Here is a 22360-nt window from a genome sequence, read left to right as displayed (position 1 = left end):
CTTCCTCTTACAAAGTCAAAATTTCAGGCTCACCGTCCGTGATCAGTACTGTGTTTTCGTAATGAGCTGAAAGCGATCCGTCATCCGTGACTACGGTCCAGTCATCATCCATCCAGACCACGTCATACCTTCCGGCGTTGATCATGGGTTCTATGGCCAGCGTCATTCCCGCTTTAAGTCTGACGCCTCTTTTTACCTGCTTAAAATTTGGAATCTGCGGATCTTCATGCAGATGTTTCCCTATTCCATGCCCGACCAAATCCCGGACAACTCCATACCCAAAATTTTCTGCGTATTCTGCAATTGCATTGGATATGTCGTGCAGGTAATTTCCCTCTTTTGCATATTTCATTCCTTCAAAGAAGCTTTGCTTTGTAACCTCAATCAGTGCGGCTGCCTCTTCCGAAATATTGCCTACCGGGTAAGTCCTGGCTGCATCAGCATGATATCCGCTGTATATCACCCCGGCATCAAAACTGACAATGTCGCCATCATGAAGTATTTTTTCTTTAGTAGGAATCCCGTGTACCACTTCATCATTTACTGAAATGCACACAGAAGCTGGAAATCCCTCATAATTCAGAAATGATGGTTCACAGCCATAGCTGCGGATTAGCTTTTCGCCGATTTGATCAATCTCCCAGGTGGAAACTCCTGCCTTTACGGACTCGCCCAGTTGAAGGAGCACATCCGACAGTATTTTCCCAGCTTCGCGCATTAACGCTATTTCTCTGTTCGATTTAATGGACACCGACATTTTTACGCCTCCAATATGCTGATGATGTTGTTGAATACTTCCATCATTTCCTGAGTTCCATCAATATTTACCAGAATCTTCTTATCCTCATAATACTGAATCAAAGGCTGAGTCTGTTCATGGTATACATCCAAACGTTTTTTAACCGTCTCCGGTCTGTCGTCATCCCTTATAATAAGATTGCCTTTGCATATGTCGCATATTCCTTCAACTTTGGGAGGAACATTTTCGATATGGTAGGTAGCGCTGCATGAACCGCAGGCTCTTCTTCCAGCCATTCTTTTTACAATCTTTTCGTCAGGGACTTCAATATTAAGTGCAAATTCAATCTTTTCATTCAGATTTTTCAATGCAGCTTCCAGGCTTTCTGCCTGTGGTATTGTCCTGGGGAATCCGTCAAGTATGTAACCGTTCCTGCAGTCTTCCTGTTGAAGGCGATCCACCACCAGGTCCACCACCAGCTCGTCCGGAACCAGAAGCCCCTGGTCCATATAGGATTTTGCCTTAGTACCAAGTTCCGTACCGTTTTTAATATTTGCCCTGAATATATCTCCTGTGGAAATATGGGGGATCTTGTACTTGTCTGAAATCATTTTTGCCTGTGTACCTTTTCCTGCTCCAGGTGCACCTAACATAATTATTTTCATTTTAACTTAACCTCTTTTCAAAATCGCGGAACCTTGCATCAGTCATTCAGGAAGCCTTTATAGTTACGGACAACCATCATGGACTCAACCTTCTTAACCGTGTCCAGTATAACGCCTACGATGATGATCAGTGAAGTACCTCCAAATGATAATGATGTTGCAAAATATCCTGAGAATATGATTGGCACAGCTGCAACTATAAGCAGTCCGACCGCTCCTATAAAAATAACGTAGTTCAAAATTCTGGTAAGGTACTCGGTCGTTGGTTTTCCTGGCCTGATACCTGGTATGAATCCACCCTGTTTTTTCATGTTGTCTGCCACTTCCATTGGATTGAAAGTGATTGACGTATAGAAATAAGCAAAAAATATAACAAGGATGATATATAGGATAAAACCTACTGAATAAATCGGATACTGCGGATTGCACCAGTAGTGTGTACTGAAGAATCTGGTCCATTCCGGGGTGGATGTCGACGTAAAGCTTGTTATGATAACCGGTATCTGTAAAAGTGAAGACGCAAAGATGATTGGAATTACACCGGCCGTGTTTACCCTTAAAGGGATATTGGACGACTGGCCTCCATAGGTCTTTCTGCCTGCAATTCTTTTAGCATACTGGACCGGAATCTTCCGCTGTCCGCCCTGCAGGTATACAACAAACAGGACTACAAATACAATTACTGCAATGATTATCAGAGCTGCCAGTGCAGAACCACCTACGGAGCTGGCTCCTTTTACGAACTGATTGATCAGTCCTGCAAGATCCGTCGGCATACGGTCAATAATGTTAACCATAAGAATTATGGAGATACCGTTTCCGATACCTTTTTCCGTAATTCTTTCACCAAGCCACATGATAACCGCTGCACCAGCGGTCATAGTAATAACGGCTACAGCAAGTGTCCATACATATTCAGTAGTGGACATCGAGGATTTTGAGCCGAACATACCCTGGTTTCCAAATCCGATGCTCATGGCCGTCGACTGAACCAGCGCAAGACCTACCGTCAAATATCTTGTAATCTTTGCAATTTTCTTTCTTCCGTCTTCTCCCTCTTTCTGCAGTTCCTCAAGCTTTGGTATGGCTATCGTCAGAAGCTGCATGATAATGGTCGAAGTGATGTACGGCGTGATGTTCAATGCAAATATGGACATATTACTAAAGGAGCTGCCGGTCAGGGCATCGAAGAAGCTGAATGCACCAACCGAGAAGTCTCCCATGATTTGTTTTATTACGTCGGCGTCAGTGCCTGGTAATGGAAGCTGGCATCCTATTCTGACGATAATCAGAATAATAAAAGTGTAGAAAATGCGGTTTCTGATTTCTTTAATCTTAAATGCATTTCTTAAGCCTTCCAGCATTAAATCACCTCGCTGACTCCACCAACTGCCTCAATTTTCTCTTTCGCTCCGGCACTAAAACCGTTTGCTATAACTGTCAGCTTTTTGGTAAGTTCTCCATTACCCAATATTTTAACTCCATCTTTAGGGTTTCTAACGATTCTTGTATCAACCAACATTTCGATGGTAACAACAGTATCATTATCAAATATTTCCAATGAGCCTATATTAACGCTGACAATATCTTTAGTGTTTCTGTTTGTGAAGCCTCTTTTAGGGATTCTTCTGTAAAGGGGCATCTGTCCGCCTTCAAATCCGATTCTCGGACTTCCTGAACGGGCTTTCTGGCCTTTATGTCCTTTACCAGCGGTTTTTCCGTTTCCTGATCCGTGGCCGCGTCCCCGTCTGAAGTTATCACTATGTTTTGATCCCTCAGCTGCTTGTAAGTTTGATAAGTTCATTTCCAGCACCTCCTTATCGTTATTAAATTTCTTCTACTTTTACTAAATGCTTAACGTGCCAAATCATTCCTCTTATGGCTTCATTATCCGGCATCTCAACGCATTTGTTTAATTTTCTCAAGCCTAATGCTTCTATCGTTTTCTTATGCTTTGGAATTGCACCAATAGGAGATTTGACTAAAGTTATTTTTAATTTACCTGCCATCTCTGACCCTCCTGGTTATCCTAAAATTTCTTCTACGGTCTTCCCGCGAAGTTTTGCTACCTGCTCAGGTGTCTTCAAAGCTGCTAATCCCTGGATTGTAGCAAGAACAACATTCTGTTTGTTATTAGATCCTAAAGATTTTGTACGGATATTCTTAATTCCGGCCATTTCCAATACGTTACGCGCAGGACCTCCTGCGATAACTCCTGTACCTTCCGGTGCCCTCTTAAGCAGTACGGAAGCACTGCCGAATTTTCCGATAATATCGTGAGGAATACTTGCGTTGTCATCCATTGGTATTGCTACCAGTTTTTTGGAAGCGTCTTCTTTTCCCTTGCGGATTGCTTCAGGAATTTCAGTCGCTTTTCCCAGACCTACGCCAACGTTTCCGTTGCCGTCGCCGACAACAACTAAAGCGGTAAATCTGAAATTACGTCCACCTTTAACAACCTTGGTAACACGTTTAATGGATACTACTTTTTCTTCCAGTTCCAGCTGACTGGCATCAACGATTGTACGTTTCATATGTTCTCCTCCCTGATTAGAATTTCAGACCAGCTTCTCTTGCCGCATCTGCCAAAGCCTGAACTTTGCCGTGATATATGAAGCCGCCTCTATCGAAGACAACATCCGTTATACCTTTTTCAATTGCTCTTTTGGCAACCGTTGCACCTAAATATGCTGCTGCATCAACGTTATTGGTTTTTTCCAGCTCTGCCTTAATATCTTTTTCAAGCGTAGAGGCAGACGCCAAGGTATTTCCAACTGTATCGTCAATAATTTGAGCATACATATGATTATTACTTCTGAACACAGCCAGACGTGGTCTTTGTGCAGTACCACTGAAACGATTACGTAATTTTCTGTGTTTATTAACACGGACTTCTGTTCTTGATTTTTTATTAACCATTTTTGTCACTCCTTTAATTATTTCTTACCAGTCTTACCAACTTTACGTCTGACAACTTCATTAGCATATTTAATACCTTTGCCTTTATATGGCTCTGGTCTTCTCTTATCTCTGATTTCAGCTGCATATTGGCCAACTTTTTCTTTATCAATACCACTTACGGTTATCTTGGTCTGATCGGTAACTATTGCTTCGATTCCTTCGGGATCTTCCATCTCAACCGGGTGGGAATATCCAAGTGTCAATACTAATTTATTTCCCTGTTTTGCCGCTCTGTAACCAACGCCAACGATTTCCAGGTTTTTCTTATATCCTTCGGATACACCGATTACCATATTGTTAATCAGCGACCTTGTAAGTCCGTGCAATGACTTCATTCTCTTTAAATCATTAGGTCTGGAAACAATAAGTGTTTCGCCTTCTAATTTAAGATCCATTTCCGCAGGCAATACTCTTTCAAGTGTTCCCATTGGTCCTTTCACAGTCACTTTATTATTTTCTGCTATATCGACCGTTACTGCTGCCGGGATAGCGATAGGCATTCTTCCTATACGTGACATGCCGTTACCTCCTTAATAATCTGGTTATTTTACCAAACAAACGCTAATACTTCTCCGCCTACGTTCAGCTTTCTAGCTACTTTATCAGTTACAACTCCACTATTCGTTGAAATAATAGCTATTCCGAGTCCTCCGAGAACTCTTGGAAGCTCATCTTTGTTAGCATATACACGAAGTCCTGGTTTTGATATTCTCTTGAGGCCGGTAATGATTTTTTCATTCTTGTCTTTACCGTACTTGAGGGTTACGTGGATATTCTGAAAATTTCCGTCCTGGACTACTTCATATTTTTTGATATAGCCTTCCTTAAAAAGGATCTCAGCTATAGCTAATTTCATCTTTGATAATGGGATATCCACAGTGTCGTGTTTAGCAGTATTTGCGTTACGAATTCTTGTAAGCATATCTGCGATTGGATCACTCATAGTCATTTATTTTTCCTCCTTTAAATCTGGAAAACTTCTGGCTGTTTTCCGAATGTTCCACCTACCAGCTTGCTTTTCTGACTCCTGGTATTTGTCCTTTATATGCTAATTCACGGAAACATATTCTGCAGATTCCGTATTTTCTTAAATAAGCATGTGGTCTTCCACATATTCTGCAGCGAGTGTATTCCTGAGTGGAAAACTTAGCTTTGCGCTGCTGTTTTATTTTCATAGCGGTCTTTGCCATCTAATTGCCTCCTTTATTGTTTCTGAAACGGCATATTGAATAATGTCAATAATTCACGGGCTTCTTCATCTGTATTTGCAGTTGTGACAATGATAATGTCCATGCCTCTTGTTTTATCGATTTTATCATATTCAATTTCAGGGAAAATCAACTGTTCTTTAATTCCAAGTGCGTAATTTCCTCTTCCGTCAAAAGAATTCGGATTTACACCCCTGAAGTCACGAACACGTGGAAGTGCCAGGTTTACTAAACGATCCAGGAACTCATACATCTTCTCGCCTCTGAGTGTTACTTTGCATCCGATTGGCACGCCTTCTCTGAGTTTAAAGTTTGCAATTGAATTTTTAGCCTTTGTTATAACAGGTTTCTGACCAGCAATGATTGACATGTCCTTAACAGCTGAGTCCAATACCTTTGCATTGTCTTTTGCCTCGCCAACTCCCATGTTGATAACGATCTTGTTGATCTTTGGAACCTGCATTTCATTCTTGTAGCCGAATTTATTTATCATTGCATTTACAACTTCATTATTGTAAGTTTCTCTAAGTCTGCTCAACTTTATGGGCCTCCTCTCCTAAATTAATCAATCACATCGCCAGTTGATTTCGCAACGCGTACTTTTTTGCCATCTTTCACGGTAAATCCTATTCTTGTAGGTTTTCCTTTGTAAATGTACATTACGTTGGAAATATCAAGAGGGCCTTCCTGATTGATGATACCGCCTGCCTGATTTGTAGCACTTGGTTTTGAATGTTTTGTCATCATGTTGATTCCTTCCACAAGAACAGTGTTCTTCTTTCTGTTAATCTCTATGATTTTGCCTTCTTTATCTTTATCTTTACCGGCGATTACCTTTACCAGGTCGCCTTTATTAATTTTACTTGCCATTATCTACACCTCCCTACAGTACTTCCGGTGCTAATGAAACAATTTTCATAAATTGCTTTTCTCTTAGCTCTCTGGCTACCGGCCCAAAGATACGGGTTCCTTTTGGATTCATATCATCTTTAATGATTACGGCAGCATTCTCGTCAAATTTAATGTACGAGCCGTCCTTACGACGTGCGCCTTTTACTGTACGTACGACAACCGCCTTAACAACATCGCCTTTTTTGACAACACCGCCTGGTGTTGCATCTTTAACAGTGGCAACGATTATATCACCAATATTGGCATATCTTCTAGTAGAACCTCCCAATACTCTGATACAAAGGATTTCTTTGGCGCCGGTGTTATCAGCAACTCTAAGTCTGCTTTCCTGTTGGATCATAATAATACTCCTTCCTACTATTTTGCCTTTTCGATTATTTCAATAAGTCTCCATCTTTTATCTTTAGATAAAGGTCTTGTCTCCATTATTTTGACTTTATCGCCGATGCCGCATTCATTTTTTTCATCATGAACTTTAAGCTTGGAAGATCTCTTCATGATCTTTTTATATAAAGGATGCTGAACGTGATCCTCAACCAAGACAACAACGGTTTTATCCATTTTATTGCTCACTACCGTACCGGTACGGGATTTTCTCATATTTCTTTCCACAACAATTCCTCCTTCCTATAGGATTATTCTGCAGCATTAGCTTTTTGTGTTATCAAAGTCTGAACTCTTGCGATGTTTTTTCTGACTTCTTTAATCCTGCTAGTGTTGTCTAATTGATTTGTTGCGTTCTGAAACCTTAGGTTAAAAAGTTCCTTTTTAGCAGCTACTAATTCTTCGTTTAACTCTGTAGCTGATTTTGTCATTAAATCTTCTACATATTTATTAATTTTCACTGTTATCACCGCCTTCTAAGTCTGCACGAGAAACGATTTTGCATTTCAGTGGTAATTTGTGTGACGCAAGACGCAATGCCTCTCTTGCTGTCTCCTCAGGTACTCCGGCTATTTCAAACAGGACACGTCCTGGTTTTGCTACTGCTACCCAATATTCCAAAGAACCTTTACCTGAACCCATACGTGTCTCAGCTGGTTTTGTAGTTACTGGCTTGTCAGGGAAGATTTTAATCCATACCTGGCCACCACGTTTGATGTAACGGGTCATAGCTACACGGGCTGCTTCTATCTGATTGGATTTGATCCACGCCGGTTCCATAGCGACAATACCGAATTCACCATGTGAGATTTTATTGCCTCTTGTTGCTTTTCCGGCCATAGATCCACGGAACTGCTTACGACGTTTTACTCTTTTTGGCATTAACATTATTTATCGCTCCCTTCCCTATTGCCTTTAGTTGGAAGTATTTCACCTTTATATATCCAGACTTTGATTCCTAATTTTCCAAAGGTAGTATCTGCTTCGGCAAAACCATAGTCGATATCTGCGCGCAGTGTCTGCAGTGGAATGGTTCCTTCACTGTAGAACTCAGTACGAGCCATATCTGCTCCTCCTAAACGGCCTGCTACGGCTGTTTTGATTCCCTTTGATCCTGCTTTAAGGCTTCTGGACATTGCTGATTTCATGGCTCTTCTGAAAGATACACGATTTTCAAGCTGCTGGGCAATGTTTTCTGCTACAAGCTGTGCGTCTTTTTCTGGTCTTTTAACTTCCTTGATATCGATAACAAGTTTTTTATCAGTCAGTTTCTGAACTTCTTTTTTAACTTTCTCGATTTCAGTTCCGCCTTTTCCGATAATTACACCGGGTTTAGCCGTAAAGACGATTACTTTTAATCTGTCTGATGCTCTTTCAATTTCAATCTTTGAAACACCTGAATTATATAATCTGGACTTAAGGTACTTTCTAATTACATGGTCTTCAACGAGATTGTCTGCAAAGTCCTTCTCTGCATACCATTTCGAATCCCAGTCCTTGATAATGCCGACCCTTAAGCCATGAGGATTAACTTTCTGTCCCATTATTGCCCTCCTTATCTCTCATTAAGCACTACAGTGATATGGCTCATTCTTTTCTCAATTCTGTAAGCCCTTCCCTGCGCTCTGGGTTTAACTCTTTTCATTGTTGGTCCTTTGTTTGCAAAACACTCTTCGATATAAAGATTGTCCGCTTTCATTCCATTATTGTTCTCAGCATTTGCGATGGCTGATTTCAATAACTTCTCTACTAAAGCAGATGCATATCTAGGGTTGTATGCCAGGATTCCAACTGCAGTCTGCACATCTTTGCCTCTGATGGCATCTAATACGAAACATGCTTTCTGAACAGACACTCTTGCATATGATAACTTTGCTGATGGTCTGAGATCTTTATTTGCATTTCTCTCTCTTTTTATCTGACTTCTATGTCCTTTTGCCATGGATTAAACCTCCTTTCAAACTCATAGTTTAACGAGACTTGCTCTTCTTTTCGTCTTTTCCATGTCCTCTATATGTTCTTGTGGCCACAAACTCACCCAGTTTATGTCCAACCATATCTTCTGTTACGTAAACCGGAACATGTCTTCTTCCGTCATGTACTGCGATGGTAAATCCCATCATTGATGGAAAAATTGTTGAACGGCGTGACCAGGTCTTGATAACCTGTTTTTGTCCTGATTCGTTCATTGCATCTATCTTTTTAAGCAGACTCACATCTGCAAATGGACCCTTTTTAAGCGACCTTGACATAGGTATTTACCTCCTTATTTCATATTCTTTCCGTCTCTTCTTCTTACGATCATCTTGTTAGAATGTTTGTTTTTCTTTCTTGTCTTATATCCAAGAGCTGGTTTGCCCCAAGGAGTACTTGGACCGGGACGTCCGATACCAGTTCTTCCTTCACCACCACCGTGTGGATGATCGTTAGGATTCATGACGGAACCACGAACTGTTGGTCTGATACCCATGTTTCTCTTACGTCCGGCTTTACCGATATTTACAAGATCATGCTCAATGTTTCCGATCTTGCCAATGGTAGCTCTGCATAAGATTGGGACCATTCTCATCTCGCCTGAAGGAAGTCTGAGTGTTGCGTACTTACCTTCTTTAGCCATCAGCTGAGCGCTGTTTCCTGCTGAACGGACAAGCTGGCCGCCTTTGCCTGGATAAAGCTCGATGTTGTGGATTTCGGTACCTACTGGTATATTTCCGAGAGGAAGGCAGTTGCCCACTTTGATCTCAGCTTTTTCACCGTTCATTACCGTCATTCCATCTGTTAATCCGTTTGGTGCAAGGATATATGCCTTTTCACCATCTGCATAAGCGATTAACGCGATGTTAGCTGTTCTGTTTGGATCATATTCGATACCGATAACCTTTGCAGGCACATCGTCTTTTCTTCTCTTGAAGTCGATGATCCTATATTTTCTTCTAGATCCGCCTCCGCGGTGTCTTACTGTTATTTTACCCTGATTATTACGACCTGCGTTTTTATTTAAAGAAACCAGCAAAGACTTTTCTGGAGTTTTTTTGGTGATATCTTTGTTATCCAGGCTGGTCATAGCTCTTCTGGAAGGTGTATATGGGTTGTACTTTTTAATTCCCATTTTGGTGACTCCTTTCAACAACTAATGTTTATTATCACGCTTTACTGCGTATAGTTAGGACCTGTATTAAAGTCCTTCGAAGATTTCGATGTCTTTGCTTTCCTGTGTCAGCTGGATGATAGCTTTCTTAGTCTTAGCTGTTCTTCCGACAGTCGTTCCTCTTCTTTTCTTTTTTCCGTCTAAGTTCATTGTGTGGACACTCTTGACTTTTGTACCAGCGAACATTTTTTCAACTGCTTCTTTTATCTGAAATTTTGTTGCGGCGGTATGTACAAGAAATGTATATTTTTTGCTTGTCATTGCGTCCATGCTTTTTTCTGTGATTACCGGTTTGAGGATCACATCATAATACTGTAAACTTGCCATTATGCATACACCTCCTCAATTGTTGCAACGGCTGCCTTGTCAATAACGATTGTGTCGTATTTGAGGATATCATATACGTTGATCGTATTTGTAAGTGCCGTCTTGATCTGTGGAACGTTTCTTGCTGATAAAATTACATTTTTATCGTTTTCATTCAAAACCAGAAGAGCTTTTGAGATTTTAAGGTTATCCATAACCTCTACCAGTCTCTTTGTTTTGATTCCTTCAAATTTGAATTCATCAATAACAATGAATTTATTCGCAGCTACTCTGGAAGTAAGGGCCGATTTAAGAGCAATCCTTTTTTCCTTTTTGTTCAATCTGATTGTGTAGTCTCTTGGCTTCGGTGCAAATACAACGCCGCCGCCTTTCCACTGTGGAGCTCTCGTTGAACCCTGTCTTGCATGACCGGTCCCCTTCTGCTTCCATGGTTTTCTTCCGCCGCCTCTTACATCTGAACGTGTCTTGGCACTTTGTGTGCCCTGACGGTTGTTTGCAAGCTGGCTGACCACTGCTTCATGCACTAAATGTTCATTTACTTTGACACCAAATACAGCTTCGTTGAGTTCAATCTCTCCAACCTGTGTGCCTTCCATATTATAAACAGATACTTTTGACATCTGTGTGTTCCTCCTTTCTTACAAAAAACTATTTAGATGTTTTAACTGATTCGCGGATTGTGACCATTGATTTTCTAGGTCCCGGAACCGCACCTTTAACTAAAAGCAGATTGTTCTCTGCGTCAACTCTGATAATTTCAAGATTCTGAACGGTAATCCTTTTTGCTCCCATGTGTCCTGGCATTTTCTTTCCTTTGAAAACTTTACCAGGGTTGGTTGCGGCACCGTTGGAACCTGCATGACGATGGAACTTAGAGCCGTGAGCCATAGGTCCTCTGGACTGATTATGTCTCTTGATTGCGCCCTGGAATCCTTTTCCCTTGGATACAGCGCTTGCATCCACTTTGTCGCCTGCAGCAAAAACGTCTGCTTTGATTTCATCTTTTACAGAATATTCCTCAGCATTTTCGAGTCTGAATTCTCTCAGGAATCTCTTATAGGAAATGCCGGCTTTCTCATACACGCCTTTTTCCGGCTTGTTTACCAGTTTCGCCCTGATATCGGAATAACCGACCTGGATGGCACTGTATCCGTCTTTTTCCATTGTTTTAACCTGTGTTACAACACATGGTCCAGCCTGAAGCACAGTGACTGGTGTAAGTATACCAGCGTCATCAAAGATCTGTGTCATGCCGATTTTTGTTGCTAAAATTGCTCTCTTCATCATTACCTCCTGTTAATCTACAGCGGAACACGCTGATGCATGTTCATCCTAGAACAGTTAATATACCGTATATATTAAGCCCTTCAGGATTATTTCGTTTTCATTTTGATATCAATATAAACACCTGCTGGCATTTCCAGCTTGGACAGTGCATCTACTGTCTTCTGTGTTGGTGCAATGATATCGATAAGTCTTTTGTGAGTTCTTTGTTCGAACTGCTCTCTTGAATCTTTGTACTTGTGTACAGCTCTAAGAATAGTTACTACTTCTCTCTTAGTTGGCAACGGAATTGGTCCGCTTACCTGTGATCCGGTTTTCTTCACCGTATCAATGATTTTTCCGGCTGACTGATCTATTAATTTGTGATCATATGCCTTCAACGTGATTCTCATTACTTGACTTGCCATAAAAAAAGCCGCCTCCTTTTCGCACTATATAACTTTACAGTACGACAAGTGGTGACTGTACACTCTTCCGTGTGTGTCGCAAACTTGCCAATAAATAGCATGTGCATAAGCACTTCTTGCAAACCTACACGTCGTTTCCGTCCCGATGACGGACCAGTATCTTTGTACAGTGACTTGTCGCCAGTTTCCTAACATGACATTCGCTCCACGGAAAACCTGCCATTTGCATGCAGCAACCTCTCGTATCATAGCTATCTATGTCACAGCTTTACTAGTATATATTAGTAGATTTCAAATTGCAAGTGTTTTTTCTTTTTTTGTCAAAAAACTTTATCTCCACCCACAGCATGAACCATATCATCCAAAGTTTTACGTAAATACATAATACATGAGTTTCAGACACTAGACAAGTTTTAATTTTAATTTCGGGAAATCCCATTAAGGACAAGACCGCCATGTCCCATAATCCACTGTTACATTCATTGCATTTATGATATAATTGCCACAATTATATTAACTGGTATCATTTATATGGAAGGAATGGAATAATATATGTGGATAGCTGACGGATGGAAGGATTACGAGGTACTGGATACTTCGGGCGGTGAAAAACTGGAAAGGTGGGGTGATTTCCATCTGGTACGGCCGGATCCCCAGGTAATCTGGAACACGCCAAGAGAGAACAAGCTGTGGAAACAGCCAAATGGCCATTATCACAGAAGCGCGCAGGGAGGCGGTGAATGGGACTTTTTCAATCTTCCTGAACAATGGCAGATAGGATACAAAACGCTCCGTTTCAACCTTAAGCCTTTCAGCTTCAAACATACAGGGCTTTTCCCAGAACAGGCCACGAACTGGGACTGGTTTAGTGGCCTGATTCAAAAAGCCGATAAACCGATCAAGGTTCTGAATCTTTTTGCCTACACCGGAGGTGCCACGCTTGCAGCCGCAGCCGCCGGTGCTGAAGTCACCCACGTGGATGCTTCGAAAGGAATGGTCTCGTGGGCAAAAGAAAACGCAAAATCTTCCGGGCTGGGAGACGCACCCATACGATGGCTTGTGGATGACTGCGTAAAGTTTGTGGAAAGGGAAATCCGCCGCGGCAATAAATATGATGCGGTTATCATGGATCCGCCCTCCTACGGAAGAGGTCCCAAGGGGGAAATCTGGAAAATAGAGGACAGCATTTATGATTTTGTGAAACTCTGCGCCCAGATTCTTTCAGACAATCCCCTTTTCTATCTGATTAACTCCTATACAACGGGACTTGCCCCTTCAGTCCTCACTTATATGCTGGAATTAGAAGTCCGCTCAAAATTCGGCGGTACGGTAAAATCCTCCGAAATCGGACTCCCCGTATCCGGGAATGGTCTTTTTCTCCCTTGCGGTGCAAGCGGACGTTGGAGCAGATAAATACAAAAGTGCCGGAAAGCTTAGCTTTCCGGCACTTTTTATATTACTATTTAATTATTCAACGATTTCGATAACTTTTCCTGATCCAACTGTTCTTCCACCTTCACGGATAGCGAAGCCTAAGCCCTGCTCCATAGCGATTGGATGAATCAGCTCGATGTCCATTACGATGTTATCGCCAGGCATACACATTTCTGTGCCTTCTGGTAAAGAGATAACGCCAGTAACGTCAGTTGTTCTGAAATAGAACTGTGGTCTGTAGTTGTTGAAGAAAGGAGTATGACGTCCACCTTCATCTTTTGTCAGAACGTAAACCTGAGCTTTGAATTTCTTGTGGCATTTGATTGAGCCCGGTTTGCAAAGAACCTGTCCTCTTTCGATTTCTGTTCTCTGAACTCCACGTAAAAGTGCTCCGATGTTATCGCCTGCTCTGGCTTCATCAAGAAGCTTTCTGAACATTTCGATACCTGTAACAACAACTTTACGAGTCTCTTCGTGGATACCAACGATTTCAACTTCTTCCTGAACATGAAGTGTTCCACGCTCAACTCTACCTGTTGCAACTGTTCCACGGCCTGTGATTGAGAATACATCCTCAATTGGCATAAGGAAAGGTTTGTCTGTTTCTCTGACAGGATCTGGAATCCATGAATCAACAGCGTCCATTAATTCAAGAACTTTATCTCCCCATTCTCCTGAAGGATCTTCAAGAGCTTTAAGAGCGGAGCCTTTGATGACAGGAGTATCATCTCCTGGGAATCCATAGTCATTCAGTAAATCTCTGATGTCCATTTCAACCAGTTCAAGAAGCTCTTCATCATCAACAGCGTCGCATTTGTTCATGAATACAACAACATAAGGAACGCCTACCTGACGGGACAGAAGGATATGCTCTTTAGTCTGAGCCATAACACCGTCTGTTGCAGCAACAACCAGGATAGCACCATCCATCTGTGCAGCACCGGTGATCATGTTCTTAACGTAATCGGCATGTCCTGGGCAGTCAACATGAGCATAATGTCTTTTGGTTGTCTCATATTCAACGTGAGCTGTAGAGATTGTGATTCCTCTTTCTCTTTCTTCCGGAGCTTTGTCGATCATATCAAAAGCAACAGCCTGACCTGTTCCTAATCTCTGATGCAGTGTTTTTGTAATAGCTGCTGTTAATGTTGTTTTACCATGATCTACGTGACCAATGGTTCCAATATTACAATGTGGTTTGGATCTCTCAAATTTAGCTTTAGCCATTTTTGTAATTCCTCCTTATAATTATCTACCATAACGGTATAATTTCGCTTTTTTAAAATCATTTTTTCAAGCTCACATCTGATTATATTTCAAATGTAAGACATTTTCAAGTACCTATTTGCATCATTTATTTAGACTGTGCGCTGAGTACTTTTTCCTGTATGGATTTTGGTGCCTGTTCGTATTTATCAAAGAACATGGAGTAGTTTCCACGGCCCTGTGTTCTTGAACGAAGGTCTGTTGAGTAACCGAACATTTCAGCAAGGGGAACAAATGCTTTGATCATCTTGCCGCCTCCGATATCCTCCATACCTTCAATACGACCACGCCTGGAATTGATATCACCGATTACGTCGCCCATGTAGTCTTCAGGTGTTGAAACCTCAACCTTCATGATTGGCTCTAACAGAACCGCACCGGCTTTATGCATCGCTTCCTTGAATGCAAGGGATCCGGCAATATGGAATGCCATTTCACTTGAATCGACTTCATGATAAGAGCCATCATATACGACTGCTCTTACGCCGAGCACTGGGAATCCTCCAAGAATACCAGCTTTGGAAGCTTCTTCAATACCTTCTCCGACAGCAGGAATATATTCCTTAGGTATGGAACCACCTACTACTTCGGATGCAAACTCAAATGTTTTCTCTGCGTTCGCGTCCATAGGCTCAAACCTTACACGGCAATGTCCGTACTGTCCACGTCCACCGGACTGTTTAGCATATTTGCTGTCAACCTCAACCGTTTTGGTGAAAGTTTCCTTATATGCAACCTGTGGTGCGCCAACGTTGGCTTCAACCTTGAACTCACGAAGAAGTCTGTCTACGATGATCTCCAGATGGAGCTCGCCCATTCCGGAAATAATAACCTGGCCAGTCTCTGTATCCGTATGAGCCCTGAATGTTGGATCTTCTTCAGCAAGCTTTGCCAACGCTTCGCCCATTTTACCCTGGCTGGCTTTGGTTTTCGGCTCAATAGCTACGTCAATAACCGGTTTCGGGAATTCCATTGACTCTAATATTACGGCGTTCTGCTCATCACAGATTGTATCGCCTGTTGTAGTGGTTTTAAAACCTACTGCTGCCGCGATATCTCCGGAATAAACTTTATCAATTTCTTCCCTTTTATTTGCATGCATAAGCAGGATACGACCCACACGTTCTTTTTTGTTCTTTGTTGCATTCAGCACATATGAACCGGAATTCATAGTACCGGAATAAACCCTGAAGAATGCAAGTTTTCCTACAAAAGGATCTGTCATAATCTTGAATGCAAGAGCGGAAAATGGTTCCTCATCGGAAGAATGTCTCTCGATAGGATTTCCGTCCATGTCGATTCCCTGGATTGCCGGGATGTCAATAGGAGACGGAAGGTACTCAATGATAGCATCCAAAAGCTTCTGTACGCCTTTATTTTTATATGCAGAACCGCAGCATACAGGGATAAGCAGACCCTCACAGGTAGCTTTTCTTAAAGCAGCTCTCAGTTTTTCCTCAGAAGGTTCTTCCCCTTCCAAGTACTGCATCATCAGTTCGTCGTCGGTTTCACAGATTTTTTCTACCATTTCTGCACGGTAAATCTCTGCTTCATCCTTCATGTCTTCCGAAACTTCCGATATAGTTATATCTTCGCCCTTTTCATCATTATAGATGTAGGACTGCATTTCGAACAAATCGATGATTCCTTTGAATTCATCTTCTTTGCCGATTGGCAGCTGAACTGGAACCGGATTTTTTCCGAGTCTGTTTTTTATCTGATCAACTGCTTTGTAGAAATCTGCACCCATGATATCCATTTTGTTAACGAATGCCATACGTGGTACACGATACTTATCCGCCTGACGCCAAACGTTTTCTGACTGGGGCTCTACACCGCCTTTAGCACAGAATACGCCTACTGCTCCGTCGAGTACGCGCAATGAACGCTCAACCTCAACTGTGAAATCAACGTGGCCCGGAGTATCGATAATATTGATTCGATGCGCCACAGCCCCTGGAGCTGTTATTGTCTCCTTTTGAGGAGTCCAATGACATGTTGTTGCGGCGGAAGTGATGGTGATTCCTCTTTCCTGTTCCTGCTCCATCCAGTCCATAGTCGCAGTACCTTCATGAGTATCACCGATTTTATAGTTAACACCGGTATAAAATAAGATACGCTCGGTCAATGTGGTTTTACCAGCATCAATATGAGCCATAATACCGATGTTCCTTGTTCTCTCTAGTGGATATTCTCTTCCAGCCAAAGTTCTTCCTCCTTACGATAATAGAGCAGCACTCATACAGGTCTATTAGAACCTGTAATGGGCAAATGCCTTGTTTGCATCTGCCATTTTGTGCATGTCTTCTTTTTTCTTAACGGATGAACCAGTGTTATTGGCTGCATCCATGACTTCATTCGCTAATCTGTCAATCATTGTCTTTTCGCCTCTTTTGCGAGAATACATTGTCAACCAGCGAAGTGCCAGAGCCTGTCTTCTGTCTGTTCTAACCTCGATTGGCACCTGGTATGTAGCTCCACCGATACGTCTTGCTTTTACTTCGAGAACTGGCATGATGTTGCTCATACCCTCTTCAAATACTTCTAAAGCAGATTTACCGGTTTTTTCTGCAACCTTTTCAAATGCACCATATACAATTTTCTGAGCTACTCCTCTTTTTCCGTCCAACATGATGTTGTTGATGAGTTTTGTAACTACTTTGCTATTGTACATAGGATCTGCTAATACATCTCTTTTTTGTGTATGTCCTTTACGTGGCACGTTGCTTCCCTCCTTAATCATAGTATTCAATTGAATAAATCAATTGTAGAATTAATTCATCGGTACTCACTTTGATTGTGTACATGCACGGCAACTATATAAAAACCTTAAAGTACAGGTAAAATATGAAAATCCGAGCACAATATCATTCAACCTATGAATCCTATTTTTTTGCGTCCTTTGGTCTTTTCGCGCCATATTTGGAGCGGGCCTGACGTCTGTTCGCTACACCTGCCGTATCGAGTGTTCCTCTTACGATATGGTATCTTGTACCTGGTAAATCCTTAACTCTTCCACCACGGATAAGTACAACACTATGTTCCTGAAGGTTATGACCTTCTCCCGGGATATAGCTTGTTACTTCAATACCGTTGGAAAGACGGACTCTGGCAATTTTTCTAAGAGCCGAGTTTGGCTTCTTAGGGGTAGCTGTTTTAACTGCTGTACAAACACCTCTCTTTTGTGGAGAAGCCGTATTTGTAGATTTCTTTCTTAAGGAGTTGTATCCTTTCAAAAGTGCAGGTGCGGTTGCTTTCTTCTCTGCAACCTGTCTTCCGTTTCTTACTAACTGGTTAAATGTAGGCATGCTTTTCTTTTCACCTCCTGTAAAATATTTTATAACATTTTTGCATACAAAAAGCAATGTGCTTCTTGCACGCTTACTCATTATATAGAGCTGATTTAAAAATGTCAAGGAGTTTCGGTTGAATAGTTTTCCCTCAGGACGTATAATAGCATTATAATAATCTTAAGGAGTGTCCAATGATTAGAGGAAAATATTTGGGTTTCGGCGACGACCTCTCCGGAGCAGCCCATGTGCGGAACAAGGTCCTGCATGCAGGGCTTGACGAAAAGGATAACCTGGCCATAAATGTAGTTGTGTACGATGGAAGCCACGTGGTCGGCACCGGTAGGATTACTCCGGATGATTTCAGCCTGGCCGGCAGTTTTCGTTTCACAATTGATAAGGTTTGTGTTCTTGAGGAATACAGGAATTCCGGTTACGGGGATTTCATCGTGAGAATGCTTGCTGACCGGGCGGCCAACGCCGGCGCGGACAAGGTCTACGCACACATTCCGGTTGAATGTAGGGGCTTCTTCGAGAAACTGATGTTCATCGAGGATAAGTCCACTGTTCAAAGCAGTTCTCAAACCAGTACAATGGTTTTAACCCTGAAGGATCTTACAACTCCCTGCGGGGGGCACTGTCAGAATTAAGCAATGCACGGGGTTCGTACCCCGTGCATTTTTTTGCCTTACTCTTCTGTGATTTCTATTTCGTCCATTTTTATCGTCAGTGCATCATCGTCATCAAAATCTTCTGAAATCAAAATCTCTTCGTCTCCAGAAATCTCGCTTTCATCTGTATCCAGGATAACCGAACGGTATCGTTTCATACCCGTTCCTGCCGGAATCAGCTTACCGATGATTACGTTTTCCTTAAGACCGATCAGTGGATCCACTTTGCCGTTGATGGCAGCTTCAGTGAGCACCTTCGTTGTCTCCTGGAAAGATGCCGCCGACAGGAATGAATTCGTTGCAAGAGATGCCTTCGTGATTCCCAGCATGGTTCTCTTGCCTTGTGCCGGTTCGAGTCCTTCTGACTCTATCTTATCATTGGCTTCGTTGAAGTCAAGGACATCTACGGACGCTCCCGGCAGGTACTCGGAATCTCCGCCTTCTTCAACCTTGACCTTTTTGAGCATCTGCCTTACGATAACCTCGATATGTTTATCGTTAATCTCAACACCCTGCAGTCTGTATACGTTCTGTACTTCCTGAATCATGTAATCCTGCACGGCACGTACTCCCTTAATCTTAAGGATATCATGCGGATTTACGCTTCCCTCTGTCAGCTCATCTCCGGCTTCAAGCATCTGTCCGTCCTGAACTCTGATTCTGGAACCATAAGGTATTAGGTACGTCTTAGTATTTCCCGTTTCATAATCTGTAATGATTATTTCACGTTTTTTCTTTGTGTTCTTAATTTCAAGTTTGCCCGCAAAATCCGCGATGATGGCAAGTCCTTTCGGTTTTCTTGCCTCGAAGAGCTCCTCGACACGGGGAAGACCCTGTGTGATATCATCTCCGGCAACACCACCTGTATGGAATGTACGCATTGTGAGCTGTGTTCCCGGCTCGCCGATAGACTGTGCCGCAATGATTCCGACTGCTTCACCAACCTGTACGGCCTGACCGGTTGCAAGATTGGTTCCGTAACATTTTGCACATATTCCCACGTGGGATTTACAGGTAAGAACTGTACGGATCTTAACGGAATCCTTACCAGTCTTGATTACCATAGCTGCCCTCTTGCGTGTAATCATCTGGTTCTTCTCCACAATGATTTCACCCGTTTCAGGATCTTCAATGGTTTCAGCAGCATATCTTCCGGTAATTCTTTCTTCCAGACCTTCGATTTCTGCTTCGCCATCTACAAATGCTTTGATCTCCATGAACGGAATCTCTTCTTTACCTTCAAAACAGTCCGTTTCTCGGATAATGAGATCCTGGGATACGTCTACGAGCCTTCTTGTCAGGTATCCGGAATCGGCTGTTCTTAATGCCGTATCGGAAAGACCTTTTCTGGCTCCATGGGCTGAAATAAAGTATTCCAGTACATCAAGTCCTTCTCGGAAGTTGGATTTAATAGGAAGTTCGATTGTATGTCCAGCTGTATTTGCCATAAGTCCACGCATTCCGGCAAGCTGTTTGATCTGCTTGTCAGAACCACGGGCTCCAGAATGGGCCATCATGAATATATTATTGTATTTGTCCAAAGTTTTCATAAGGGAAGCGGTAACCCTGTCATCAGCCTCTTTCCAGGTGCTGATAACTTCGTTATATCTCTCTTCATCCGTTATAAAGCCTCGTTTATAGTTTTTGGCAATCATTTCAACTGTCTGCTCTGCTTCAGTGATGATCTCTTTCTTATCGGCAGGTACAGTCATGTCAGAAACTGAAACGGTCATGGCTGCTTTGGTAGAGTATTTATAGCCTATGCTCTTGATATCATCCAGCACTTCTGCCGTCTTGGTTGAGCCATGTGTGTTGATGACCCTTTCCAATATTTTCTTCAGTTCTTTTTTAGCAACCAGATAATTCACTTCCAGCTTGATAAGATCTTCATCTGTCTTTCTTTCCACGATTCCCAGATCCTGGGGCAGAATTTCATTAAACAGAAATCTTCCAAGGGTTGCTTCTTCTATCCCTTTGACAATTCTTCCATCATGTGTTGTTTTGGTAACTCCAACCTTGATTTTGGCATGAAGGGAGATTACCTGGTTTTCGTACGCAAGAATGGCTTCGTTTGAGTTCTTGAATACCTTGCCCTCGCCCATGTCTCCATCTCTCTGCTGGGTCAGGTAATAGATACCAAGAACCATATCCTGGGATGGAACGGCCACCGGTGCTCCGTCCGAAGGTTTCAGCAGATTGTTTGGTGAAAGCAGAAGAAATCTGCATTCTGCCTGCGCTTCAACGGACAGTGGGAGATGGACAGCCATCTGATCGCCATCAAAATCGGCATTGTATGCAGTACAAACCAGCGGATGCAGCTTGATAGCCTTACCTTCTACCAGTACAGGTTCAAATGCCTGGATACCCAGTCTGTGAAGGGTCGGTGCACGGTTCAGCATAACAGGATGTTCTTTAATTACATCCTCCAGGACATCCCATACTTCATTCTGCATTTTCTCTACCATTTTTTTGGCATTCTTGATGTTATGTGCTGTTCCGTTTGCCACAAGCTCTTTCATAACAAAAGGTTTGAACAACTCAATAGCCATTTCTTTTGGAAGGCCACACTGGTAGATCTTCAACTCAGGTCCAACAACGATTACGGAACGTCCGGAATAATCGACACGTTTTCCGAGCAGGTTCTGACGGAATCTTCCCTGTTTCCCTTTCAGCATGTCTGAAAGGGACTTCAGTGCACGGTTGCCAGGTCCGGTTACGGGACGTCCGCGTCTTCCATTGTCTATCAGGGCGTCAACCGCTTCCTGGAGCATTCTTTTCTCATTTCTAACAATGATTTCAGGAGCGCCCAGCTCTAAAAGTCGCTTTAAACGGTTGTTTCTGTTGATGATTCTTCTATATAAATCATTCAGGTCCGATGTCGCAAAACGTCCGCCGTCCAACTGAACCATAGGTCTCAAATCAGGAGGGATAACAGGTATGACCTTAAGCACCATCCATTCCGGTTTGTTTCCAGAAGAACGGAATGCTTCAACTACCTCCAGCCTCTTGATGATTCTTGCTCTTTTTTGTCCGGTGGAATCTTTCAGATCTCTTTTTAATTCCACAGACTCCTTTTCCAGGTCAATTGTCGCAAGCAGCTCATCGACTGCTTCCGCCCCCATCCCTGCACGGAATCCGGTACTCCATTTGTCATAGGCTTCCCTGTATTCCTTCTCGGAGAGAACCTGTTTATACTGAAGATCGGTAAGTCCTGCATCCAGAACTATATAGGACGCAAAATACAGTACCTTCTCCAGTGTTCTTGGAGATATATCCAGCATTAGTCCCATACGGCTGGGGATTCCTTTGAAATACCAGATGTGTGAAACAGGAGCTGCCAGTTCGATGGATCCCATTCGATCTCTTCGTACGCTGGACTTTGTAACTTCGACTCCGCATCGGTCGCAGACTACGCCCTTATATCTGATTTTCTTATATTTACCGCAATGGCACTCCCAATCCTTACTTGGTCCGAATATTCTTTCACAGAACAGGCCGTCCTTTTCAGGCTTTAAGGTTCTATAGTTTATGGTTTCCGGTTTCTTTACCTCGCCCCTTGACCATTCCCTGATTATTTCAGGAGAAGCTAAACCAATCTTGATCTTATCAAAGGACATGGACTGAGTTGCTTCTCTGTTGGCTTCTTGAATTTGCATGTATGGTA

At 42.5% G+C, this 22360-nt stretch carries 31 protein-coding genes; 2 read left to right on the top strand and 29 right to left on the bottom strand.

Annotated features, from left to right (window positions below; all coding sequences use genetic code 11):
- Nucleotides 1-7: 7 nt before the first annotated feature.
- The 24 genes from map to rpsJ form a co-directional block, all read right to left on the bottom strand.
- A complete protein-coding gene (map, locus tag BUA79_RS01950; protein ID WP_073992677.1) occupies nt 8-757 on the bottom strand; it encodes a type I methionyl aminopeptidase in 750 nt (249 codons plus the stop codon).
- Between the two features lie 2 nt (nt 758-759).
- Entirely contained in the window at nt 760-1404 is a 645-nt protein-coding gene (locus BUA79_RS01945) for an adenylate kinase (RefSeq protein WP_073992676.1), read from the bottom strand.
- A 38-nt stretch (nt 1405-1442) separates the two neighbouring features.
- Nucleotides 1443-2768: a preprotein translocase subunit SecY gene (gene secY, locus BUA79_RS01940; protein WP_073992675.1), complete on the bottom strand. Its 1326-nt coding sequence runs from the start codon at nt 2766-2768 to the stop codon at nt 1443-1445.
- Nucleotides 2768-3208, bottom strand: a complete 441-nt coding sequence (gene rplO / locus BUA79_RS01935; RefSeq protein ID WP_073992674.1) for a 50S ribosomal protein L15 — start codon at nt 3206-3208, stop codon at nt 2768-2770. Before rplO ends, secY begins: the two co-directional genes overlap by 1 nt.
- Before the next feature lie 22 nt (nt 3209-3230).
- Nucleotides 3231-3413 (bottom strand): 50S ribosomal protein L30, encoded by a 183-nt coding sequence (rpmD, locus tag BUA79_RS01930; RefSeq protein WP_073992673.1) that lies wholly within the window; start codon nt 3411-3413, stop codon nt 3231-3233.
- Between the two features lie 15 nt (nt 3414-3428).
- Nucleotides 3429-3938 (bottom strand): 30S ribosomal protein S5, encoded by a 510-nt coding sequence (gene rpsE, locus BUA79_RS01925; protein WP_073992672.1) that lies wholly within the window; start codon nt 3936-3938, stop codon nt 3429-3431.
- Between the two features lie 16 nt (nt 3939-3954).
- A complete protein-coding gene (gene rplR / locus BUA79_RS01920) occupies nt 3955-4323 on the bottom strand; it encodes a 50S ribosomal protein L18 (RefSeq protein ID WP_073992671.1) in 369 nt (122 codons plus the stop codon).
- A gap of 17 nt (nt 4324-4340) precedes the next feature.
- Nucleotides 4341-4883 carry a 50S ribosomal protein L6 gene (rplF, locus tag BUA79_RS01915; protein ID WP_073992670.1) on the bottom strand — a complete coding sequence of 181 codons (543 nt, stop codon included), beginning with the start codon at nt 4881-4883 and terminating at the stop codon, nt 4341-4343.
- Nucleotides 4884-4912: 29 nt separating this feature from the next.
- Nucleotides 4913-5314: a 30S ribosomal protein S8 gene (rpsH, locus tag BUA79_RS01910; RefSeq protein WP_073992669.1), complete on the bottom strand. Its 402-nt coding sequence runs from the start codon at nt 5312-5314 to the stop codon at nt 4913-4915.
- 55 nt (nt 5315-5369) lie between these two features.
- Nucleotides 5370-5555, bottom strand: coding sequence for a type Z 30S ribosomal protein S14 (locus tag BUA79_RS01905; protein ID WP_073992668.1), 186 nt, complete (start codon nt 5553-5555; stop codon nt 5370-5372).
- Between the two features lie 13 nt (nt 5556-5568).
- Entirely contained in the window at nt 5569-6111 is a 543-nt protein-coding gene (gene rplE, locus BUA79_RS01900) for a 50S ribosomal protein L5 (protein ID WP_073992667.1), read from the bottom strand.
- Between the two features lie 23 nt (nt 6112-6134).
- Nucleotides 6135-6443 carry a 50S ribosomal protein L24 gene (gene rplX, locus BUA79_RS01895; RefSeq protein ID WP_073992666.1) on the bottom strand — a complete coding sequence of 103 codons (309 nt, stop codon included), beginning with the start codon at nt 6441-6443 and terminating at the stop codon, nt 6135-6137.
- 13 nt (nt 6444-6456) lie between these two features.
- Complete coding sequence (gene rplN / locus BUA79_RS01890; RefSeq protein ID WP_073992665.1) at nt 6457-6825, bottom strand: 50S ribosomal protein L14; 369 nt, start codon at nt 6823-6825, stop codon at nt 6457-6459.
- Between the two features lie 17 nt (nt 6826-6842).
- On the bottom strand, nt 6843-7097 hold the full coding sequence (gene rpsQ / locus BUA79_RS01885) for a 30S ribosomal protein S17 (protein WP_334292707.1): 255 nt from the start codon (nt 7095-7097) through the stop codon (nt 6843-6845).
- 23 nt (nt 7098-7120) lie between these two features.
- The gene (gene rpmC / locus BUA79_RS01880; protein WP_073992664.1) at nt 7121-7330 is read right to left on the bottom strand and encodes a 50S ribosomal protein L29; all 210 of its coding nucleotides are present in this window, start codon (nt 7328-7330) and stop codon (nt 7121-7123) included.
- The gene (gene rplP / locus BUA79_RS01875; RefSeq protein ID WP_073992663.1) at nt 7320-7757 is read right to left on the bottom strand and encodes a 50S ribosomal protein L16; all 438 of its coding nucleotides are present in this window, start codon (nt 7755-7757) and stop codon (nt 7320-7322) included. The genes rpmC and rplP overlap by 11 nt, the downstream gene beginning before the upstream one ends.
- On the bottom strand, nt 7757-8413 hold the full coding sequence (rpsC, locus tag BUA79_RS01870; protein ID WP_073992662.1) for a 30S ribosomal protein S3: 657 nt from the start codon (nt 8411-8413) through the stop codon (nt 7757-7759). Before rpsC ends, rplP begins: the two co-directional genes overlap by 1 nt.
- Nucleotides 8414-8424: 11 nt before the next feature.
- Nucleotides 8425-8811: a 50S ribosomal protein L22 gene (gene rplV / locus BUA79_RS01865; protein WP_073992661.1), complete on the bottom strand. Its 387-nt coding sequence runs from the start codon at nt 8809-8811 to the stop codon at nt 8425-8427.
- A gap of 28 nt (nt 8812-8839) precedes the next feature.
- Complete coding sequence (rpsS, locus tag BUA79_RS01860) at nt 8840-9121, bottom strand: 30S ribosomal protein S19 (protein WP_073992660.1); 282 nt, start codon at nt 9119-9121, stop codon at nt 8840-8842.
- A gap of 14 nt (nt 9122-9135) precedes the next feature.
- The gene (gene rplB / locus BUA79_RS01855) at nt 9136-9978 is read right to left on the bottom strand and encodes a 50S ribosomal protein L2 (RefSeq protein ID WP_073992659.1); all 843 of its coding nucleotides are present in this window, start codon (nt 9976-9978) and stop codon (nt 9136-9138) included.
- Nucleotides 9979-10044: 66 nt separating this feature from the next.
- Nucleotides 10045-10344, bottom strand: coding sequence for a 50S ribosomal protein L23 (rplW, locus tag BUA79_RS01850; RefSeq protein WP_073992658.1), 300 nt, complete (start codon nt 10342-10344; stop codon nt 10045-10047).
- The gene (gene rplD, locus BUA79_RS01845; RefSeq protein ID WP_073992657.1) at nt 10344-10964 is read right to left on the bottom strand and encodes a 50S ribosomal protein L4; all 621 of its coding nucleotides are present in this window, start codon (nt 10962-10964) and stop codon (nt 10344-10346) included. Before rplD ends, rplW begins: the two co-directional genes overlap by 1 nt.
- A gap of 28 nt (nt 10965-10992) precedes the next feature.
- Nucleotides 10993-11628: a 50S ribosomal protein L3 gene (gene rplC, locus BUA79_RS01840; RefSeq protein ID WP_073992656.1), complete on the bottom strand. Its 636-nt coding sequence runs from the start codon at nt 11626-11628 to the stop codon at nt 10993-10995.
- Nucleotides 11629-11717: 89 nt separating this feature from the next.
- Nucleotides 11718-12035 carry a 30S ribosomal protein S10 gene (rpsJ, locus tag BUA79_RS01835; RefSeq protein WP_073992655.1) on the bottom strand — a complete coding sequence of 106 codons (318 nt, stop codon included), beginning with the start codon at nt 12033-12035 and terminating at the stop codon, nt 11718-11720.
- A gap of 552 nt (nt 12036-12587) precedes the next feature.
- Between rpsJ and BUA79_RS01830 the strand changes: the two genes are divergently transcribed.
- On the top strand, nt 12588-13448 hold the full coding sequence (locus tag BUA79_RS01830; protein ID WP_073992654.1) for a class I SAM-dependent methyltransferase: 861 nt from the start codon (nt 12588-12590) through the stop codon (nt 13446-13448).
- 54 nt (nt 13449-13502) lie between these two features.
- On the opposite strand, the gene tuf is transcribed toward BUA79_RS01830, so the two are convergent.
- The 4 genes from tuf to rpsL form a co-directional block, all read right to left on the bottom strand.
- Nucleotides 13503-14696 carry an elongation factor Tu gene (tuf, locus tag BUA79_RS01825; protein WP_073992653.1) on the bottom strand — a complete coding sequence of 398 codons (1194 nt, stop codon included), beginning with the start codon at nt 14694-14696 and terminating at the stop codon, nt 13503-13505.
- A 127-nt stretch (nt 14697-14823) separates the two neighbouring features.
- Complete coding sequence (gene fusA, locus BUA79_RS01820; protein WP_073992652.1) at nt 14824-16941, bottom strand: elongation factor G; 2118 nt, start codon at nt 16939-16941, stop codon at nt 14824-14826.
- A gap of 45 nt (nt 16942-16986) precedes the next feature.
- The gene (gene rpsG, locus BUA79_RS01815; RefSeq protein WP_207647306.1) at nt 16987-17457 is read right to left on the bottom strand and encodes a 30S ribosomal protein S7; all 471 of its coding nucleotides are present in this window, start codon (nt 17455-17457) and stop codon (nt 16987-16989) included.
- A gap of 163 nt (nt 17458-17620) precedes the next feature.
- A complete protein-coding gene (rpsL, locus tag BUA79_RS01810; protein WP_073992702.1) occupies nt 17621-18043 on the bottom strand; it encodes a 30S ribosomal protein S12 in 423 nt (140 codons plus the stop codon).
- A gap of 176 nt (nt 18044-18219) precedes the next feature.
- On the opposite strand from rpsL, the gene BUA79_RS01805 reads away from it, so the two are divergent.
- Nucleotides 18220-18675, top strand: a complete 456-nt coding sequence (locus BUA79_RS01805) for a GNAT family N-acetyltransferase (RefSeq protein ID WP_073992650.1) — start codon at nt 18220-18222, stop codon at nt 18673-18675.
- A 38-nt stretch (nt 18676-18713) separates the two neighbouring features.
- On the opposite strand, the gene rpoC is transcribed toward BUA79_RS01805, so the two are convergent.
- Nucleotides 18714-22352: a DNA-directed RNA polymerase subunit beta' gene (gene rpoC, locus BUA79_RS01800; protein WP_073992649.1), complete on the bottom strand. Its 3639-nt coding sequence runs from the start codon at nt 22350-22352 to the stop codon at nt 18714-18716.
- Nucleotides 22353-22360: the final 8 nt, after the last annotated feature.

Origin of the sequence: Parasporobacterium paucivorans DSM 15970 (genome assembly GCF_900141895.1) — a bacterium.
GTDB classification, from domain to species: Bacteria; Bacillota; Clostridia; order Lachnospirales; family Lachnospiraceae; genus Parasporobacterium; species Parasporobacterium paucivorans.
The sequence above is the reverse complement of the archived record's forward strand: the minus strand, read 5'-3'. Positions and strand labels throughout refer to the sequence as shown.

Excerpts from the sequence above, each read along its gene's own strand:
- map (WP_073992677.1), bottom strand. The coding sequence starts at position 757 with ATGTCGGTGTCCATTAAATCGAACAGAGAAATAGCGTTAATGCGCGAA.
- BUA79_RS01945 (WP_073992676.1), bottom strand. The coding sequence starts at position 1,404 with ATGAAAATAATTATGTTAGGTGCACCTGGAGCAGGAAAAGGTACACAG.
- secY (WP_073992675.1), bottom strand. The coding sequence starts at position 2,768 with ATGCTGGAAGGCTTAAGAAATGCATTTAAGATTAAAGAAATCAGAAAC.
- rplO (WP_073992674.1), bottom strand. The coding sequence starts at position 3,208 with ATGAACTTATCAAACTTACAAGCAGCTGAGGGATCAAAACATAGTGAT.
- rpmD (WP_073992673.1), bottom strand. The coding sequence starts at position 3,413 with ATGGCAGGTAAATTAAAAATAACTTTAGTCAAATCTCCTATTGGTGCA.
- rpsE (WP_073992672.1), bottom strand. The coding sequence starts at position 3,938 with ATGAAACGTACAATCGTTGATGCCAGTCAGCTGGAACTGGAAGAAAAA.
- rplR (WP_073992671.1), bottom strand. The coding sequence starts at position 4,323 with ATGGTTAATAAAAAATCAAGAACAGAAGTCCGTGTTAATAAACACAGA.
- rplF (WP_073992670.1), bottom strand. The coding sequence starts at position 4,883 with ATGTCACGTATAGGAAGAATGCCTATCGCTATCCCGGCAGCAGTAACG.
- rpsH (WP_073992669.1), bottom strand. The coding sequence starts at position 5,314 with ATGACTATGAGTGATCCAATCGCAGATATGCTTACAAGAATTCGTAAC.
- BUA79_RS01905 (WP_073992668.1), bottom strand. The coding sequence starts at position 5,555 with ATGGCAAAGACCGCTATGAAAATAAAACAGCAGCGCAAAGCTAAGTTT.
- rplX (WP_073992666.1), bottom strand. The coding sequence starts at position 6,443 with ATGGCAAGTAAAATTAATAAAGGCGACCTGGTAAAGGTAATCGCCGGT.
- rplN (WP_073992665.1), bottom strand. The coding sequence starts at position 6,825 with ATGATCCAACAGGAAAGCAGACTTAGAGTTGCTGATAACACCGGCGCC.
- rplP (WP_073992663.1), bottom strand. The coding sequence starts at position 7,757 with ATGTTAATGCCAAAAAGAGTAAAACGTCGTAAGCAGTTCCGTGGATCT.
- rpsC (WP_073992662.1), bottom strand. The coding sequence starts at position 8,413 with ATGGGACAGAAAGTTAATCCTCATGGCTTAAGGGTCGGCATTATCAAG.
- rplV (WP_073992661.1), bottom strand. The coding sequence starts at position 8,811 with ATGGCAAAAGGACATAGAAGTCAGATAAAAAGAGAGAGAAATGCAAAT.
- rpsS (WP_073992660.1), bottom strand. The coding sequence starts at position 9,121 with ATGTCAAGGTCGCTTAAAAAGGGTCCATTTGCAGATGTGAGTCTGCTT.
- rplB (WP_073992659.1), bottom strand. The coding sequence starts at position 9,978 with ATGGGAATTAAAAAGTACAACCCATATACACCTTCCAGAAGAGCTATG.
- rplW (WP_073992658.1), bottom strand. The coding sequence starts at position 10,344 with ATGGCAAGTTTACAGTATTATGATGTGATCCTCAAACCGGTAATCACA.
- rplD (WP_073992657.1), bottom strand. The coding sequence starts at position 10,964 with ATGTCAAAAGTATCTGTTTATAATATGGAAGGCACACAGGTTGGAGAG.
- rplC (WP_073992656.1), bottom strand. The coding sequence starts at position 11,628 with ATGAAGAGAGCAATTTTAGCAACAAAAATCGGCATGACACAGATCTTT.
- rpsJ (WP_073992655.1), bottom strand. The coding sequence starts at position 12,035 with ATGGCAAGTCAAGTAATGAGAATCACGTTGAAGGCATATGATCACAAA.
- BUA79_RS01830 (WP_073992654.1), top strand. The coding sequence starts at position 12,588 with ATGTGGATAGCTGACGGATGGAAGGATTACGAGGTACTGGATACTTCG.
- tuf (WP_073992653.1), bottom strand. The coding sequence starts at position 14,696 with ATGGCTAAAGCTAAATTTGAGAGATCCAAACCACATTGTAATATTGGA.
- rpsL (WP_073992702.1), bottom strand. The coding sequence starts at position 18,043 with ATGCCTACATTTAACCAGTTAGTAAGAAACGGAAGACAGGTTGCAGAG.
- BUA79_RS01805 (WP_073992650.1), top strand. The coding sequence starts at position 18,220 with ATGATTAGAGGAAAATATTTGGGTTTCGGCGACGACCTCTCCGGAGCA.
- rpoC (WP_073992649.1), bottom strand. The coding sequence starts at position 22,352 with ATGCAAATTCAAGAAGCCAACAGAGAAGCAACTCAGTCCATGTCCTTT.